At 71.0% G+C, this 16,080-nt stretch carries 13 protein-coding genes; 10 read left to right on the forward strand and 3 right to left on the reverse strand.

The features are described 5' to 3' along the window. Positions 1 to 356: 356 nt before the first annotated feature. A complete protein-coding gene (locus tag RM609_RS31165) occupies positions 357 to 1,910 on the reverse strand; it encodes an MFS transporter (RefSeq protein ID WP_311615461.1) in 1,554 nt (517 codons plus the stop codon). Positions 1,911 to 2,006: 96 nt separating this feature from the next. On the opposite strand from RM609_RS31165, the gene RM609_RS31170 reads away from it, so the two are divergent. The 3 genes from RM609_RS31170 (at position 2,007) to RM609_RS31180 (ending at position 4,135) form a co-directional block, all read left to right on the forward strand. Then, complete coding sequence (locus RM609_RS31170) at positions 2,007 to 2,597, forward strand: TetR/AcrR family transcriptional regulator (protein ID WP_311615463.1); 591 nt, start codon at positions 2,007 to 2,009, stop codon at positions 2,595 to 2,597. Positions 2,598 to 2,697: 100 nt separating this feature from the next. Beyond that, entirely contained in the window at positions 2,698 to 3,903 is a 1,206-nt protein-coding gene (locus RM609_RS31175) for a cytochrome P450 (RefSeq protein ID WP_311615465.1), read from the forward strand. Between the two features lie 43 nt (positions 3,904 to 3,946). Beyond that, positions 3,947 to 4,135: a ferredoxin gene (locus RM609_RS31180; RefSeq protein ID WP_311615467.1), complete on the forward strand. Its 189-nt coding sequence runs from the start codon at positions 3,947 to 3,949 to the stop codon at positions 4,133 to 4,135. On the opposite strand, the gene RM609_RS31185 is transcribed toward RM609_RS31180, so the two are convergent. Beyond that, on the reverse strand, positions 4,132 to 5,379 hold the full coding sequence (locus tag RM609_RS31185) for a PucR family transcriptional regulator (RefSeq protein ID WP_311615469.1): 1,248 nt from the start codon (positions 5,377 to 5,379) through the stop codon (positions 4,132 to 4,134). The two genes, RM609_RS31180 and RM609_RS31185, sit on opposite strands and share 4 nt — an antisense overlap. A 181-nt stretch (positions 5,380 to 5,560) precedes the next feature. Here RM609_RS31185 and RM609_RS31190 point away from each other — a divergent pair, with 181 nt between their 5' ends. The 3 genes from RM609_RS31190 (at position 5,561) to RM609_RS31200 (ending at position 8,625) form a co-directional block, all read left to right on the forward strand. Further along, positions 5,561 to 6,487 (forward strand): proline dehydrogenase family protein, encoded by a 927-nt coding sequence (locus RM609_RS31190; protein WP_311615471.1) that lies wholly within the window; start codon positions 5,561 to 5,563, stop codon positions 6,485 to 6,487. Positions 6,488 to 6,530: 43 nt separating this feature from the next. Further along, positions 6,531 to 8,162: an L-glutamate gamma-semialdehyde dehydrogenase gene (gene pruA, locus RM609_RS31195; RefSeq protein ID WP_311615473.1), complete on the forward strand. Its 1,632-nt coding sequence runs from the start codon at positions 6,531 to 6,533 to the stop codon at positions 8,160 to 8,162. Between the two features lie 310 nt (positions 8,163 to 8,472). Continuing rightward, complete coding sequence (locus RM609_RS31200) at positions 8,473 to 8,625, forward strand: hypothetical protein (protein ID WP_311615475.1); 153 nt, start codon at positions 8,473 to 8,475, stop codon at positions 8,623 to 8,625. On the opposite strand, the gene RM609_RS31205 is transcribed toward RM609_RS31200, so the two are convergent. After that, positions 8,619 to 10,244, reverse strand: coding sequence for a purple acid phosphatase family protein (locus tag RM609_RS31205; RefSeq protein ID WP_311615477.1), 1,626 nt, complete (start codon positions 10,242 to 10,244; stop codon positions 8,619 to 8,621). The two genes, RM609_RS31200 and RM609_RS31205, sit on opposite strands and share 7 nt — an antisense overlap. A gap of 130 nt (positions 10,245 to 10,374) precedes the next feature. Between RM609_RS31205 and RM609_RS31210 the strand changes: the two genes are divergently transcribed. The 4 genes from RM609_RS31210 to cimA all read left to right on the forward strand — a co-directional run bounded on the left by RM609_RS31210 (position 10,375) and on the right by cimA (position 16,079). Next, entirely contained in the window at positions 10,375 to 11,430 is a 1,056-nt protein-coding gene (locus RM609_RS31210; protein WP_311615478.1) for a 3-isopropylmalate dehydrogenase, read from the forward strand. A gap of 193 nt (positions 11,431 to 11,623) precedes the next feature. Then, a complete protein-coding gene (locus RM609_RS31215) occupies positions 11,624 to 12,730 on the forward strand; it encodes a branched-chain amino acid aminotransferase (RefSeq protein ID WP_311615481.1) in 1,107 nt (368 codons plus the stop codon). Positions 12,731 to 12,831: 101 nt separating this feature from the next. Next, a complete protein-coding gene (locus RM609_RS31220) occupies positions 12,832 to 14,163 on the forward strand; it encodes an MFS transporter (RefSeq protein WP_311615483.1) in 1,332 nt (443 codons plus the stop codon). A gap of 281 nt (positions 14,164 to 14,444) precedes the next feature. Next, the gene (cimA, locus tag RM609_RS31225; RefSeq protein ID WP_311615486.1) at positions 14,445 to 16,079 is read left to right on the forward strand and encodes a citramalate synthase; all 1,635 of its coding nucleotides are present in this window, start codon (positions 14,445 to 14,447) and stop codon (positions 16,077 to 16,079) included. The last annotated feature ends 1 nt before the right edge of the window (position 16,080 follow it).

Here is a 16,080-nt window from a genome sequence, read left to right on the forward strand (position 1 = left end):
CCGGGTGGGGGGGGGGGGGGGGGGGGGGGGGGGTGGACGTGCCCTTACGGGGCTGACCTCTTCGCGGTGCCTGCCACTTCGGTGCTGGTTGCCCCGTACTTGGCTCCAGCGGCGAAGAGCTCTTTACGCCCCTACCAGGACCCATCCACCCCACCCCGCCCCCTCACGTCACTACCCGGGGGGCCGGGGCCGCCCCTCAACGCCCGCCCCACCCGCGCCCCTTACCCGGCCAATCCGTGCCGGGCAATCGGGCGGGCGGGTGGGCGAAACCCGCGCCGAAGGCGCGGGCACCCCCACGGCGGGGCAGCCGGAAAGCTACCCTCGCCCTAGGGGCGCCGCTCCGGCTGACGTGCCGGTCACCGTCCGGCGGTGACCGCCGGCTCCGGGTGGTCCGTCCGTTCCGTGGCGCGAGCGCCACGCATGGCGGTAACCGCCACGGCCGCGCCCAGAACCAGGACGGCCGTGGCGCCGACCGCGGCGACATGCATCCCGTGGACGAATGCGTCGCGGGCCGCGGAGGCCAGGACCTCGCCCGTCCGGCCGGGCAGCCCGGCGGCCGTGGAGACGGCTCCCACCAGGGTCTCCCGCGCCGCCTCCAGCGCGCCGTGCGGCAGGCCGGCGGGGGCGTCCCGGGTGACGTCGTGGCGGTAGACGGCCATGCCGACGCTTCCGAAGGCGGCCATGCCCAGGGCGCCGCCGAACTCCTGGCCGGCCTCCACCAGGGAGGCGGCCGAACCGGCCTTCTCCGCCGGGGCGGAGCCGAGCGCCATGTCGGAGACGAGGGCCATCACGGTGACGATGCCGCAGGCGATGACGGCGCAGGCCACCAGCGTCAGGGCCAGTGAGTCCGTACCGGTGCCCAGGAGGACGGCGAAGCCGGCCGCGGCGGTGAGGAAGCCCGTGGCGATCACATAGGCCTTGTTCACCTTCTGGCCCATGACGGTGGCCACCGGGCCGGCGACGCCCACCGCGAGGGAGGGCAGCGTGCCCCACAGCGCCGCCTCCAGCGGGCCCTTGCCCAGCACCGCCTGGAGGTACTGCGTGGTGAAGTAGGTGGAGCCCATCATGCCGAACATCGCCAGGGAGTTGAGCGCGATGCCCGCTCCGAAGGCGCGGTGCCGGAACAGCTCACGGCTGATCATGGCGTCCCGTGTGCGGCGCTGACGGAGGACGAAAGCCGCGCCGACCAGCAGGCCGGCCAGGACGCAGAGCAGCAGGGGGACACTGAAGCCGTCGGCTGCCATGCGCTTGACGCCGTAGATCACGGGGAGCACGGCGCCCATCGACAGCGGCACGCTCAGCAGGTCGAACCGGCCGGGCCGGGGGTCCTTGAACTCGGGCACCAGCAGCGGCACGAAGACGAGCAGCAGAAGCATCGCGGGGACGTTGACCAGGAAGACCGAACCCCACCAGAAGTGCTCCAGCATGACCCCGCCGAGCACCGAACCGAGCGCGATGCCACCGGCCATGGCGCCGGACCAGATGCCGATGGCCTTGGTGCGCTGCGCGTCGTCCCGGAACATGTTGCGGACCAGCCCCATGGTGCTGGGCATCAGCGTCGCGCCGCCTATGCCCAGGACGAAGCGTGCCGCGATGAGCATCTCCGCGTTCTGGGCGTAGGCGGCCGCGATCGAGGCGGCGCCGAAGGCGGTGGCCCCCAGCATCAGGAGCTTGCGGCGGCCGATCCGGTCGCCGAGCGACCCCATCGTGATCAGCAGCCCGGCCAGGGCGAAGGCATAGCTGTCGAAGATCCACAGCTGCTGGGTGCTGGTGGCCGCCAGGTCCTCGGTGATGGCCGGCACGGCGAAGAAGAGGACGGAGACGTCCATCGAGACGAGGAGGAGGGGCAGCAGGAGGACGACGAAGGCCGTCCACTCCTTGCGCCCGGCGCGGGTGCTGGGATGCGTCATGGCAGTGACTATACGAGCGTCTTAAACGCTTGTCTATGACGGTTGTTTAAGACGTGCGTCTGGGACGCGTGTATGGCGGCGCGTTAGGGTGCCCGTATGGGACATCGCGAAGATCTGCTCGAAGGTGCCAAGCGCTGCCTGCTGGAGAAGGGCTGGGTGCGCACGACCGCGCGCGACATCGTGGCGGCCTCCGGCGCCAACCTCGCCTCGATCGGCTATCACTACGGGTCCAAGGACGCGCTGATGATGGAGGGCTTCCTGAGGCTGACCGAGGACTGGGGGGAGAGGATCACCGACACGCTGGCGGGCGCCGTAGGGGCCGCCGCCTCGCGCGAGGAGCGGCTCGCCGCCGTTATCGACAGCATCGTCGCCAACTTCCCGGAGGATCAGCGGTTCTGGTCGGCGCAACTGGAGGTGATGGGTCAGCTGGGCAACCACCCCGAGCTCAAGAAGCGGTTCGCCGAGATGCTGCCGTATGGGCGCGAGGGGCTGGTCGCGGTATTCGAGGGCGTCGACGACACGGAGGTCCCCGACGAGGCCACGCGGACCAGCGGCCACGTGTACTACTCCCTCTTCACCGGGCTGTGGGTGCTGTGGCTGATCGACCCCCGGCAGGTGCCGTCGGGCCGGGACGTCGTCGAGGGTATGAACCGGGTGGTCTCGGGCACCGTGCTGACGCGGAAATAGCGTTGCGTGGAGGGGTGTTGAGGGAGCGTACTGGACGTAACCGGAGGTATCCGCTGTACTGGTTGCCCGAGGATACTAGTTCCCGTCTGGGAGGTCGCCCATGTCCGTGACCAGTTCCCCCGCCACCGCCTTCCCGCAGGCCCGCACCTGTCCGTACCACCCGCCGGCCGCCTACCCGGAGATGGCCGCCCAGGGCCCCCTGGCCCGGGTGACGCTCTACGACGGCCGTGAGGTGTGGGCCGTCACCGGGCACGCCGAGGCCCGGGCCCTGCTGATCGACCCCCGGCTCTCCGCCGACCGGCAGAATCCTTCCTTCCCGGTCCTCGTGCCGCGCGCCGAGCGGCAGGACGATGTCGAGCTGGCCCTCCTCGGGGTCGACGACCCGCGCCACTCCCGGCAGCGCCGGATGCTGATCCCCGCGTTCGGCCTCAAGCGCATCGCCGCGATGCGCCCCTGGATCCAGCGGACCGTGGACGGCCTCCTGGACGCGATGCTCGCCGCGGGGCCGGGCGCCGAGCTCGTCTCCGCGTACGCGCTGCCCGTGCCGTCGATGTCCATCTGCTATCTGCTCGGCCTGCCTTACGCCGACCACGACTTCTTCGAGAGCGCCTCCCGCGAGCTGATCGGCGCGCCGGGCCCGGCGGAGGCCCGTGCCGCCCGGGACAAGCTCACCGCGTATCTCCACGGGCTCGTCGCCGACAAGGAGAACGGGGCGGGCGGCCCCGACGGCCTGCTCGACGAGCTCATCACCGGACCGCTGGCCGAGGACCGGCTCGACCGCGACGAACTCGTCATGCTCACCCTGCTCCTGCTGATCGCCGGGCACGAGACCACGTCCAACATGATCTCCCTCGGCACCTACACCCTGCTCGAACACCCCGACCAGCTCGCCGCGTTGCGCACCGATCCCGCCCTGATCCCCGGCGCCGTCGAGGAACTGATGCGCTATCTGTCCGTGGCGGACGGGATGGTGCGCGTCGCCACGGAGGACATCGAGGTCCACGGCGAGACGATCCGGGCCGGCGAGGGCATCATCTTCCCCGCGTCGGTGGTCAACCGCGACGCCGCCGTCTACGCGGACCCCGACGCCCTCGACGTCCGGCGCTCGGCCCGCCACCACATCGCCTTCGGCTTCGGCGTCCACCAGTGCCTCGGCCAGAACCTCGCCCGCGCCGAGCTGGAGATCGCGCTCGGCACCCTCGTCACCCGTATCCCCACCCTGCGGCTGGCCGTTGCTCCCGACGAGGTGGCCGTGAAGCCCGCGGGCTCCCTGCAAGGCCTCTACGCTCTTCCTGTCACCTGGTGACCGGCCTCCGACTGTCGATGTGACCGAAGAACGGAGCACTGCCATGCGCGTCAGTATCGATTCCGGCATCTGCATCGGTTCGGGCATGTGTGCCCTGACCGCGCCTTCCGTCTTCGAGCAGGACGACGACGGCTTCGGCGTCGTGCGGGACGGCCGCGAGGACGGCGGGGGCGATCCGCTCGTCAAGGAGGCCGTCCGGGGCTGTCCCGTACAGGCCATCCAGATGGATTAGGCGCGCCGCAGCCGGGACGCCTTGAGCGTCATATGGAGCAGCAGCCGGTCCTCGCCGTCGTCCAGGTCGAGGCCCGTCAGCTGCTCCACCCGGCCCAGCCGGTAGTAGAGCGTCTGCCGGTGGATGCCCAGGGCCGCCGCCGCGCGCCCCGCCTGGCCCGCGCAGTCGAGGTACACCTCGGCCGTACGGGCCAGTTCGGTGTGCGCGCGCTCCAGCAGCGGCAGCACCGCCGGATCCGCCGCACTCCCCGGGGCGAGGCCCGTCAGCACCCGGTACGGGCCGATGCCGGTCCACTCCGCCACCGGGCCCAGCCGGCGCTCCGCCGCGGCCGCGCGGGCCGCGGACAGCGCCTCCGACCAGGCCTCCGGCAGTTCCACCAGGCCACGGCGGGGCGTGCCCAGGCCGGCCGCCGCGAGCCCGTGCGGCGTGCCGGCGGCAGCGTCGGCCGGCGCGGGCCGTCCCGCGCGCGGTGAGCGCAGCAGCCGGTCGGCGGCGGCCCGGGCCGGGGCCGGCGAGGAGGTGGCCCGCAGCCGGATCAGGGCCGCGAGGGCCGCCGAGCCGTCGGGGAGCGAGCCCGGCACCGCGCACATCGCGGCCACCCCGGACTGCGCCGCGAGCGCCGAGCCCGAACCCTCCGGGCCCGTTTCGCCGTCACCCGTCTGCCACGGGGCGACCGCGACCACCGCCAGCGGCCCGTCCGCCGCCGGGCCCAGGGCCTCCCGCAGCGCGCCGCGCGCCGCCTCCACCGCCGCCGGCCGGGCGGTCAGCAGATCCCGCAGCAACTCGCCCAGCTCCGCGCCCGCCCGGGCCTCCGCCGCCAGCAGGGCGCCGATCCGGTTGGTCGTCTCCACCGCCTGGGCGAGCCGGGGGTCGGCGAAGGGGACGCCGAGGTCCAGCCCCGCCAGATGCTCGTCGTCCAGCAGCCAGACATAGCCGTGCACCACCCCGCCGTGGCGCACCGGCAGGCAGATGCGGCCGGTGAACACCCCCGCCGCCGGGTCCGGCGGGATGCGCAGCGGGGCCTGCGCGCGGGCGATGCCGAACGCCTCGAACCAGGCCCGTACCGCCGCCGTGGAGCGGCGCTGGAGGATCGAGCGGGTGCGCACCGGGTCCATCATCAGGTCGGCGTCGTCGTCGCCGTGGGCGCCGAAGGCGATGAGGCCGAAGTCGCGGTCCTCCAGCGTCGCGGGCACGCCGAGCGCCGCCGAGATCTCGTCCACGAGGTGCTGATACTCGCCACGCATGCCGCGCCCTGCTCCCTTCGGGTATTCGTCGGCCATCATTGTCATACATCTGTCTGAGATCCCGGCCACGAATGCGTGACAGGTGTCGATGGCCGCAAGATGGCGTGAACTCTACGTTTCACGATGAGTCACTTATGTGCCGTCTCCCCAGGTGGGGACGGCCTTCATCGTGGAGGTGCCCATGCTGGGTCCCGTGATCCTCGCCGCGTCCCGCAGCGACAAGATGCGCCGTTTCGTCTCGGCCGCTCCGGGCACCAAGCAGGTCGTCGACCGGTTCATCGCCGGCGAGACCGTCGGTCAGGTCGTCCCCGTAGTGGAGGACGCCGCGGCGAAGGGCCTTGAGGTCACGCTGGACGTGGTGGGCGAGGACATCACCACGGTCGAGCAGTCGTACGCGGCGCGTGACGCCTATCTGGAGCTGATCGACCGGCTCAAGGAGCTCGGCCTGGGCGCGAAGGCCGAGATGTCGGTCAAGCTCTCCATGTTCGGCCAGGCCCTGGAGAACGGCCATGAGCTGGCCCTCGCCAATGTCCGCCCGGTCGTCGAGGCCGCCGACGCCATAGGCACCACGGTCACCCTCGACGCCGAGGACCACACGACCCTCGACTCGATGTTCGCCATCCACGAGGAGCTGCGGAAGGACTTCCCGAAGACCGGCTGCGTCATCCAGGCGTACCTCTTCCGCACCGAGGACGACGCCCGCCGGCTCGCCGCGGCCGGCAGCCGGGTGCGTATCGTGAAGGGTGCGTACAAGGAGCCCGCCTCCGTCGCGTACCAGGACAAGGCCGAGATCGACAAGGCGTTCGTGCGGATCGTCAAGATCCTCATGGCGGGCTCGGGCTATCCCATGATCGGTTCGCACGACCCCCGTCTGATCGCCATCACCCAGGAGCTGGCCAGGCAGGCAGGTCGCAATCTGGACGAGTACGAATTCCAGATGCTCTACGGCATCCGCAGTGAAGAGCACGTCCGCCTGGCGGCCGAGGGCCACCGTATGCGTGTCTACACCGCGTATGGCACCGACTGGTACGGCTACTTCATGCGCCGCCTCGCCGAGAAGCCGGCCAACCTGCTGTTCTTCGCGCGCTCGATCCTCACCAAGGGCTGAGCCCCCCTACACCCCCGTCACGCCCCGAAGGAGACACGGAATCATGGACGCTGTGACCCAGGTCCCCGCGCCGGTCAACGAGCCGGTGCACGCCTACGCCCCCGGTTCCCCCGAGCGCGCCCGGCTGGAGGCCAAGCTCAAGGAGCTGGCGGCCAACCCCATCGATCTGCCGATGACGATCAACGGCGAGAAGCGGATGGGCGGCGGCGAGGCCTTCAAGGTCGTCCAGCCGCACAACCACGCCGCCGTGATCGGCACCTACAACAACGCCACCGAGCAGGACGCCCAGGACGCGGTCGACGCCGCCCTGGCCGCCGCCCCGGCGTGGCGCGCGATGTCCTTCGACGACCGCGCCGCGATCATCCTCCGCGCCGCCGAGCTGCTGGCCGGCCCCTGGCGCGAGACGCTGGCCGCCTCCACCATGCTCGGCCAGTCCAAGACCGCCCAGCAGGCCGAGATCGACACGCCCTGCGAGCTCGTCGACTTCTGGCGCTTCAACGTGCACTTCGCGCGCCAGATCCTCGCCGAGCAGCCGGTCGCCAACTCCGCCGGCGTGTGGAACCGCAGCGACCACCGGCCGCTGGAGGGCTTCGTCTACGCGATCACGCCCTTCAACTTCACCGCCATCGCCGGCAACCTGCCGACCGCCCCGGCCCTCATGGGCAACGTGGTCGTCTGGAAGCCGTCCCCGACGCAGACCCACTCCGCCGTGCTGCTGATGAAGCTGCTGGAGGAGGCCGGCCTGCCCAAGGGCGTCATCAACCTGGTGACCGGCGACGGCATCGCCGTCTCCGAGGTGGCCCTGAACCACCCCGAGCTCGCGGGCATCCACTTCACCGGCTCGACCAAGACCTTCCAGTACCTCTGGAAGACGGTCGGCACCAACATCGAGAAGTACCGCTCCTACCCGCGCCTGGTCGGCGAGACCGGCGGCAAGGACTTCGTCGTCGCCCACCCGAGCGCCGACCGCGCCATCCTGAAGACCGCGCTGACCCGCGGCTCCTTCGAGTTCCAGGGCCAGAAGTGCTCCGCCTCCTCCCGCGCCTACGTCCCGCGCTCCATCTGGGAGGACGGCTTCAAGGAGGAGTTCGCGGCCGAGGTCGACGGCATCACCATGGGTGACGTCACCGACCTGTCGCACTTCATCGGCGCCGTCATCGACGAGCGTGCCTTCGCCAAGAACAAGGCCGCCATCGACCGTGCCAAGGAGGACGCCTCCTGCACGATCGTCGCCGGTGGCACCTACGACGACTCGGTGGGCTACTTCGTCCGCCCGACCGTCATCGAGTGCACCGACCCGGAGAACGAAGTCTTCACGACCGAGTACTTCGGCCCGATCCTCGCCGTCCACGTCTACGAGGACGCCGACTTCGACGCGATGCTCGCCCAGATGGAGTCCGTCTCGGCCTACGCCCTGACCGGCTCGATCATCGCGCAGGACCGCGCCGCGGCCGCCGACGCGATGGAGAAGCTCCGCTTCGCCGCGGGCAACTTCTACATCAACGACAAGTCGACGGGCGCCGTCGTCGGCCAGCAGCCCTTCGGTGGCGGCCGCGCCTCCGGCACCAACGACAAGGCCGGTGCCGCGAGCAACCTCCAGCGCTGGGTGTCGACCCGGTCGATCAAGGAGACCCTGGTCCCGCCGACCGACTACCGCTACCCGCACATGGGCTGATCCACGGCCCGCGGCTGATCCCCGCCCCCGCCCGGCTCATCGGCCGGACGGGGGCGGTGTCATGTCGCGGGCGGTGTCGCCGTCTCAGATAGTAGGAAGTCCGAGTAATAGTGGAGACACCACGCCGGGCCTGACCTAGCGTGGAGGGAGCCGAACGCCCCGCTCGATCGAGCGACGGCGGACGCGGCCCGGTGCCCCGCGCAGGTGACCCCTGCGGCACCCCGGCCCCCGCCCCTTCTCCCGGCTTCGTTCCTTTCTCGCTTCCCGCTCGCCCGCCCCTGCCCGGGGCCCAGCAGAGGAGACGTGACCCATGGCCGAGACCGCCACCCGCTCCGCCCGCCGGATCCGCCGCGCCGCCCGCGCGGCCGACAGCGCCGCCCGCCAGACCGACCGGGCCAACGCCGCCGCCGCGCTCCAGCGCGCGCTCGACCGCCGCGACAACGGCGGCGTGACCGGTCACTGACCGGGGTCGTCCTCGGTGTCCTGTCCCGGACGGGTGATGACGAAGTGGTCCACCCGGGCGCCGCTCTCCGCCAGCGCCGTCACCGTCAGCCGCGGGCGCCGGCCGGGCTCGGACTCGACCGCCAGGAACGAGTAGCCCGTGAAGCGCACCCGCGACCACTCCACCGTCTCCTTGGCCTTCACCCGGCCCTTGGCCCAGTGATAGCTGGCGACGCCGTCCACGTCCTTCACATGGCCCTCGTAGCTGTCCGGCACCGGGAAGTCGTAGAGCGACTTCCCGGCGCCGCCCGCGGTGACGTACACGATGCCGTCCCGCGAGGAGTCGACGGACTCGCCGATCGGCACCCGCTTCGCCACCTTGCCGTGCTTTATCGCGTCGGTGCGCTCGTAGACGTGGTTGTGGCCGTTGATCACCAGATCGACCCGGTGCTTCTCGAACAGCGGTACCCACAGATCGCGGACCCCGCCGTCCGAGGCGTGGCCGTTGGTCGTGGAGAAGGCGCAGTGGTGGAAGAAGACCACGATGAAGTCGACGTCGCGCCGCTCGCGCAGCTCCCTCAGCCGCCGGTCGAGCCACCGGGTCTGCCGGCCGCCGCTGTAGCCGGTGTTGGCGGTGATCTCGTACGAGACGTCGTTGGCGTCCAGCGCGACGACGCCCACGTTGCCGTAGACGAAGGAGTAGACACCCGGCGAGTTCCGGGCGTCGAAGCCGTTGTCCGGCAGCGTCCAGCGGGCGCTCTGGCCCCCGTAGCCGTTGGGGGAGTACCAGGCCTCCATGTCGTGATTGCCCGTGGTCACCATCCAGGGCACCCGCGAGGCCACGGTCTCGGTCTGGGCGAGGAACTGGTCCCACGTCCGGGCGTCGTAGACGTCCGTGGTCTGGCCGGAGCCGCTGTCGTCGGCGTAGCAGATGTCGCCCGCGTGGAGGTGGAAGACGGGGTTCTGACCGAGGATCAGCTGGTCGTTGGCGAGGGCGTGGTAGCTGACGCCCTGGTCGCCGAAGGCCGTGAAGACGAACCGTTCCGCCCGCTCGGGGGCCGTGCTGAAGGTGCCCACGGTCGCGAAGTGCCGGGTGTCGGCGGGGTCGAAGCCGTCGTGGCCGACGCCGTAGTAGTAGGTCTGGCCGGGGGCCAGACCGTCCAGGGCCGCGTGGAGATAGACCTGGTCGACGGCCGGGAGCTTCTTGCTCAGGGGCGGGGTGTGCAGCGTGCGGACCTCGGCGGGGATGCGCCGGCTGAGGTCCCAGGGCTTGAGGCCGACGCGCAGGAACGGCCGCTTGACCGCGAACGGCACCTGCCAGGAGATCCGCATCTGTGTCCGCGGATCGGCCCCGAAGGCCAGGTGCCGCCCGAACGGGGCGACCAGCGAGCCGTCGACTCTCGCGGTCGCCGGCGTGGTGATCAGCGTAGGGGAGAGGGGCCGCGCGGTGCCACCGCCCCCGGCGTACGCGGCGGGGGCGCCCGCCCCCAGCAGACCCGTTCCGGCGACCGCGCCGGCCGTCACCGCGCTCGCGCGCAGCAGCCCGCGCCGGGTGAATTTGCCGCGCAGGTACTCGTGCTGCTCCGCCATCGTCATATCGCGCGCGAGACGGTCAGGGATGCCTACCCGTGGTGTGTCCATGTCGGAAAAAGTGCCAGGAGTGAGCGGCCAGGACACGTACTTTCGGTGAATGTGGCCTGTCCGGCTGGCAATGTGTCCATATCGCGGACGGAGTGTGTCAACCTGCGGGACACAGGAGTACGGTCCCGGTATGTCTCGCAGCATTCGTCTCGCAGTGATCCCCGGTGACGGCATCGGCCCCGAGGTCGTGGCCCAGGGCCTCAAGGCCCTGACGGCCGCGCTCCCTTCGGACGTCAAGCTGGAGACCCGGGAGTACGACCTCGGCGCCCGCCGCTGGCACGCCACCGGCGAGACCCTGCCGGACGCCGAGCTGGAATCCCTCAAGCAGCACGACGCGATCCTGCTGGGCGCGATCGGCGACCCGTCGGTGCCCTCCGGCGTCCTGGAGCGCGGGCTGCTGCTCAAGCTGCGCTTCGCCTTCGACCACTACGTCAATCTCCGGCCGTCGAAGCTGTTCCCCCACACGGCTAGCCCCCTCGCCGGCCGGCCCGAGATCGACTTCGTCGTCGTCCGCGAGGGCACCGAGGGCCCCTACACCGGCAACGGCGGCTCGCTGCGCACCGGCACCCCCGCCGAGGTCGCCACCGAGGTCAGCGTCAATACGGCCTACGGCGTGGAGCGCGTGGTCCGCGACGCCTACGAGCGCGCCCAGGCCCGCCCCCGCCGGAAGCTGACCCTCGTCCACAAGAACAACGTCCTCGTGCACGCCGGGCACCTCTGGCGACGCGTCTTCGACCGCGTCGGCCGCGAGTACCCCGAGGTCACCACCGACTATCTGCACGTCGACGCCGCGACGATCTTCTTCGTCACCCAGCCGGAGCGCTTCGACGTCATCGTCACCGACAACCTCTTCGGCGACATCCTCACCGACCTGGCCGCCGCCATCACCGGCGGCATCGGCCTCGCCGCCTCCGGCAACATCAACCCCACCGGGGCCTTCCCCTCGATGTTCGAGCCGGTCCACGGCTCCGCGCCCGACATCGCGGGCACCGGCAAGGCCGACCCGACCGCCACGGTCCTCTCGGTGGCGCTCCTGCTGCGCCACCTCGGGTACGAGGCGGAGGCGGCGCGGGTGGAGAAGGCCGTCGCCGAGGACATCACCGGGCGCGGCAGCGCGGTGCGCACCACCGACCAGGTCGGCGACGCGCTGGTATCGCGCGTACTCGCATCCGTACAAACCGGCTGATACCGGTACGCGTTTTCGCGCGCGGCCGGCTGTCACCGTCGAATACCGGCCGCGCGCACGTTTTCCGTCAGGCCCCTCACGAGCGATAATCGAACGTGGGGCCGCGATTGAGGCGAAGAAGCTCGGACGTCCCGATGCCCTCGGGGTGACGTGAGCGCGGTCCGCCACATACCAAGGTGAAGGACACGCATTCATGACGACGCCCACGATCGAGCTCAAGCCCTCCTCGCACCCGCTGTCCGCCGCGGAGCGCGAGCGGATCCTGGCGAATCCCGGATTCGGCCGCCACTTCACCGACCACATGGTCACCATCAAGTGGACCGAGGGCCGCGGCTGGCACGACGCCCAGCTCACCCCGTACGCGCCGCTGTCCATCGACCCGGCCAACATGACCCTCCACTACGCGCAGGAGATCTTCGAGGGGCTCAAGGCCTACCGCCGCCCCGACGGCTCCGTCGCCACCTTCCGCCCCGACGCCAACGCCCGGCGCTTCCAGGCCTCCGCCCGCCGGCTCGCCATGCCCGAGCTGCCGGTCGAGACCTTCATCGAGGCCTGTGACGCCCTGGTCCGGCAGGACAAGGCATGGGTCCCGGAGCACGGCGGCGAGGCCTCCCTCTATCTGCGCCCCTTCATGATCGCGACCGAGGTCGGCCTGGGCGTGAAGCCCGCCAACGAGTACCTCTTCATCGTGATCGCCTCCCCGGCCGGCCCGTACTTCCCCGGCGGCGTCAAGCCCGTCTCCGTGTGGCTGTCCGAGAACTACGTCCGCGCCGTCCCCGGCGGCATGGGCTTCGCCAAGACCGGCGGCAACTACGCGGCCTCGCTGCTCGCCCAGGCCGAGGCGGCCGAGAAGGGCTGCGACCAGGTCGTCTGGCTGGACGCGCTGGAGCACAAGTGGGTCGAGGAAATGGGCGGCATGAACCTGTACTTCGTGTACGGGGGCCGCGACGGCGAGAAGCCCCGGATCGTCACGCCCGAGCTGACCGGTTCGCTGCTGGCCGGCGTCACCCGTGACTCGCTGCTGACCATCGCCAAGGACCTCGGCTATGAGTCCGAGGAGGGCCGGATGTCCACTGACCAGTGGAAGCGCGACACCGAGAACGGCACCCTCACCGAGGTCTTCGCCTGCGGCACGGCGGCGGTGATCACCCCCGTCGGGCATGTGAAGTCCGCGGGCGGCGAGTGGACCCAGTCCGGCGGCGAGCCCGGCGAGGTCACCATGAACCTCCGCAAGGCGCTGCTGGCGGTCCAGACCGGCGTCACCGAGGACGCCCACGGCTGGATGCACCCGCTGGGCTGAGGCCGGCCTGTGTGCGTTGGACACAACGCACGCAAGTCCACGCGATCGTTGCCGGCCGGACCCTTGTCCGAAACCAGGCTGTTCCGCCACCGTGAGCCCTCATGGAACAGGCACAGACACGGCACTGGAAAAAGATCTGGGTCGGTTCGGCCGGCAACATGGTCGAGTGGTTCGACTGGTTCGTCTACGCCAGCTTCGCCACCTACTTCGCGGGCTCCTTCTTCCCGAAGGGCAACGACACCGCGCAGCTCATGAACACCGCCGGCATCTTCGCCGTCGGCTTCTTCATGCGGCCCGTCGGCGGCTGGCTGCTGGGCCGGGTCGGCGACCGGCGCGGCCGCAAGGCGGCGCTCACCCTGACGGTCAGCCTGATGTCGGCGTCCGCCGTGCTCATCGCCGTCGCCCCGACCTACGCGGTCGCCGGCTACGGCGGCGCCTTCGTCCTCCTCGTCGCCCGGCTGCTCCAGGGCCTGTCCGTCGGCGGCGAGTACGCGGCCAGCGCCACCTACCTCACCGAGGCCTCCGCGCCCGGCCGCCGCGGCTTCGCCTCCAGCTTCCAGTACGTCTCCATGACCGCCGGCCAGATCCTGGGCCTGGGGCTGCTGATCCTCCTCCAGCACACCCTCACCGGCGATGAACTCCACAGCTGGGGCTGGCGCATCCCCTTCGCCGTGGGCGCGCTCGGCGCCGCCGTCATCTTCTACCTGCGGCGCAACATGCTGGAGACGGAGGCCTACGCCGAGGAGAGCGACAGCGACACGGGGGCCGACGACCGGGGCACGATCCGGGCGCTGCTGCGGCACAAGCGCGAGGCGTTCCTCGTCATAGCCCTGACCATGGGCGGCACGGTCGCCTACTACACGTACACCACATATCTGACGAAGTACCTCTCCAACAGCGCGGGCCTGCCCAAGCAGACGGCGACGCTCGTCAGCTTCTGCGCGCTGATCGTCTTCGCCGCCCTCCAGCCGCTGGCGGGCGCGCTCTCGGACCGGATCGGCCGCCGGCCGCTGCTGATCACCTTCGCCGTGGGCTCGACCTTCCTGACCGTGCCGATCCTGACGATGCTCAAGCACGCGGGATCCTTCTGGCCGGCCCTCGGCCTGTCCCTGCTGGCGCTGGTGGTGGTCACCGGCTACACCTCGATCAACGCCTGTGTGAAGGCCGAGCTGTTCCCCACGGGCGTACGGTCGCTGGGCGTGGCCCTGCCCTACGCCATCGCCAACGCGCTCTTCGGCGGAACGGCCGAATACGTGGCCCTGTGGTTCAAGAAGGCCGACCTGGAGTCCGGCTTCTACTGGTACGTCGCGGGCTGCGCGGCCGTCTCCCTCGTCGTCTACCTCACCATGCGCGAGACGCGCGACATCGACCTGAAGCGCGTCGGGGCCACGCCCCGGGAGCGTACGGATACGGACACGGTGCCCGCATCCTGAGACTCACCCGCGTCGTGGGCCGGTCCTGTGGCAGTATGCCGCCATGCTCCCGTTCGCCATGATTATGGGCAACAGGCGCGCCGGTCCGCAGTGACCGCTCCCGTACCACCCGTACGAAGCGGACACCGTCGCCTCAGACCCGCGCGCAGACCTCTCGCACCCGCGAGAGGTTTTTGCGTTTTCCGGCCCACCTCTGCCGGAGGCGCAGGGCGCGGGCCCACCGGAGGCGGCGGTACCGGTCATCCCGGCAGACCGACATCCTCACAGGAGTCAGACCAGCAATGACGGACGCAACCGACGGCCGCGAGCCCCTCGAACCCGCCGCCCCCGTCGACGACGCCTTCCACGTCTTCGACACGACGCTGCGCGACGGCGCGCAGCGCGAGGGCATCAATCTCACCGTCGCGGACAAGCTCACCATCGCCCGCCACCTGGACGACTTCGGCGTCGGCTTCATCGAGGGCGGCTGGCCGGGCGCCAACCCCCGCGACACCGAGTTCTTCCAGCGCGCCCGCGCGGAGATCAGCTTCCGGCACGCCCGGCTCGTCGCCTTCGGTGCCACCCGCAAGGCGGGGGTGCGTGCCGAGGACGACCGGCAGGTCGCCGCCCTCCTGGACTCCGGGGCCCCCGTCATCACCCTCGTCGCCAAGTCGCACGACCGGCACGTGGAACTCGCCCTGCGCACCACGCTCGAGGAGAACCTCGCGATGGTGCGCGATACGGTCGCGTACCTGCGCTCGCACGGCCGCCGCGTCTTCGTCGACTGCGAGCACTTCTTCGACGGCTACCGCGCCAACTCCGGCTACGCCACCCAGGTCGTGCGGACCGCCTACGAGGCCGGTGCCGACGTGGTCGTCCTGTGCGACACCAACGGCGGCATGCTGCCCGCCCAGATCGACGCCGTCGTCCGGACCGTGCTCACCGACACCGGCGCGCGCCTGGGCATCCACACCCAGGACGACACGGGCTGCGCCGTCGCCAACACCCTCGCCGCGGTGGACGCCGGCGCCACCCACGTCCAGTGCACGGCCAACGGCTACGGGGAGCGCGTCGGCAACGCCAACCTCTTCCCGGTGGTCGCCGCCCTGGAGATCAAGTACGACCGGCGGGTGCTGCCGCCCGGCAGGCTGGCCGAGACGACCCGGATCTCGCACGCCATCGCCGAGGTCGTCAACCTCACGCCGTCCACGCATCAGCCGTACGTGGGAGTCTCCGCCTTCGCCCACAAGGCCGGGCTGCACGCCTCGGCGATCAAGGTGGATCCGGACCTCTACCAGCACATCGACCCCGAGCGGGTCGGCAACACCATGCGGATGCTCGTCTCCGACATGGCAGGCCGCGCCTCCATCGAGCTCAAGGGCAAGGAGCTCGGCGTCGACCTCGGCGGCGACCGCGAGCTGGTCGGGCGCGTCGTCCAGCGGGTCAAGGAGCGCGAGCTGGCGGGCTACACATACGAGGCCGCCGACGCCTCCTTCGAGCTGCTGCTCCGCGAGGAGATCGAGGGCCGGGCGCGGCGTTACTACCGCGTGGAGTCCTGGCGGGCCATCGCCGAGGACCGCCCTGACGGCACCCACGCCAACGAGGCGACCGTGAAGCTGTGGGCGAAGGGCGAGCGCATCGTCGCCACGGCCGAGGGCAACGGCCCGGTCGACGCCCTCGACCGCGCGCTGCGGGTGGCGCTGGAGCGCATCTACCCCCAGCTGGCCGGCATCCGCCTGACCGACTACAAGGTCCGCATCCTGGAGGGCAACCTGGGCACGGGCTCGACGACCCGGGTCCTGGTCTCCACGAGTGACGAGAGCGGCGACTGGTCCACGGTAGGCGTGGCGGAAAACGTCATCGCGGCGTCGTGGCAGGCCTTGGACGACGCGTACGCGTACGGCTTGCGGAGGGCGGGGGTAGACCCGCAGGAGTAGA

This window comes from Streptomyces hesseae, from assembly GCF_031845785.1.
Taxonomy (GTDB): Bacteria; Actinomycetota; Actinomycetes; order Streptomycetales; family Streptomycetaceae; genus Streptomyces; species Streptomyces hesseae.